The 1,432-nt window shown below is 56.1% G+C and carries 2 protein-coding genes; both read right to left on the bottom strand.

Features of this window, described 5'->3' with window-relative positions; genetic code table 11:
* The coding region (locus tag ACOCD2_RS19845) for a hypothetical protein (protein ID WP_293675150.1) at nt 1-372 on the bottom strand (372 nt) is incomplete at its 3' end.
* Nucleotides 373-395: 23 nt separating this feature from the next.
* Entirely contained in the window at nt 396-1,271 is an 876-nt protein-coding gene (locus tag ACOCD2_RS19840; RefSeq protein WP_293649453.1) for an RnfABCDGE type electron transport complex subunit B, read from the bottom strand.
* Nucleotides 1,272-1,432: the final 161 nt, after the last annotated feature.

Here is a 1,432-nt window from a genome sequence, read left to right as displayed (position 1 = left end):
GCCGATGTTGAGTACATAGGGCAGGCGCTTGCCGGCGGCGGCGTACAGGGATTCGTGCATGAAGGCCACACCCTGGGAGGAAGAGAAATTGGTGGCGCGCAGACCGGTCATGCTCATGCCGGCGGTTACTGCGGCAGCGGCATGTTCCGATTCGGGCTCGACGAAAACAAGTGCGCGATCGGAAATGTTTACATGCCCTTTGGCCATTTCTTCCGCCCAGTATTCTCCCATCTGGGTAGAGGGGGTGATGGGATAAGCGCCGGCAGCGTCAGAAGCTTCGCGCTCGCACATGATAACGGCCGTATTTCCATCCATGGCCATGCGTTTGCCGGGATACTTGAAAGTGCGTTCATTTTTCTTGCGGAAGTTCATGGAAAGATACCTTGTTGATGTTCTCAGTGAGTGGGCAAAGCTTCTTTGCGGATGATGCGCTTGGCCTTTTTGCCCTTGACGGGGATCTCGTTGTCCAGCCAGACGATGGCGCCGGTCGGGCAGCGTTCCGTAGCAACGGGTGAAGCAAGATGGTTCTTGTGATAGTCGATGACCGCCAGGTTGTCGCGTATTTCGATCAGCCCATCGGGAGAGTCCTTTGCACAGCGTTCGCAGGCGTTGCAGGCTACCTCGCAATCATTTTCCGCATCATCGCCATGCAGCAGATTTTTACAGGCGACCCATAAACGGTGATCCACGGGTTGCAGCGAGAACAGCCCCTTGGGGCAGATCTCCACGCAGTCGTTACAGGTGGTGCATTTTTCGGGATCGACCACTGGCAGACCAAAGCGGTTCATGGCGATGGCGTCCTGGTCGCAAACATCGGCGCAATCTGCCAGCCCCAGGCAACCCCAGCTGCAGCCTTTGGGACCGCCGGCGACGACTGCGGCAGCGCGGCAGGATTCTAGCCCACCATAGTGCGCCTTGTTTCTGGCGACATGGGAGCCGCCTGCGCAGGCCAGGCGGGCTACCCGCTTGATGACGTCACCGGCATCCACGCCGAGATAGTCGGCGATTTCATCGATGGCATCCTTGGAATTGACGGTACATTGGGCCGGGGTGATATCACCGGAAATCAGCGCTTCGGCGAAAGGGCGGCAGCCGGCCGTGCCACAGGCGCCGCAGTTGGTGTGTGGCAGAAGTTCCTCAACTTCATCGATGCGGGGATCTTCATAAGTCCACAGTTTGCGATTGGCCAGTACCAGGATTGCTGACAGCAATAACCCGAGCCCGGACATGAAGACGATGGTCAACGCTACATGGCTCCAATCGAATTCCACCACAATGAATATCCCCTGACTAATCGTGGATTAATAGTGGCTGCAGACTAAGTATTGAGCAATAAAATAATTTCAACTAGAGTTTAGACCTGAATCCGTGATTCCAGAACGTCAAAACCCGCATTTTACCGACATGACTCGGCAGGAGCCTCTGTAATCGG

This window comes from Thiolapillus sp., from assembly GCF_048562965.1.
GTDB classification, from domain to species: domain Bacteria; phylum Pseudomonadota; class Gammaproteobacteria; order Chromatiales; family Chromatiaceae; genus Thiolapillus; species Thiolapillus brandeum_A.
The sequence above is the reverse complement of the archived record's forward strand: the minus strand, read 5'-3'. Positions and strand labels throughout refer to the sequence as shown.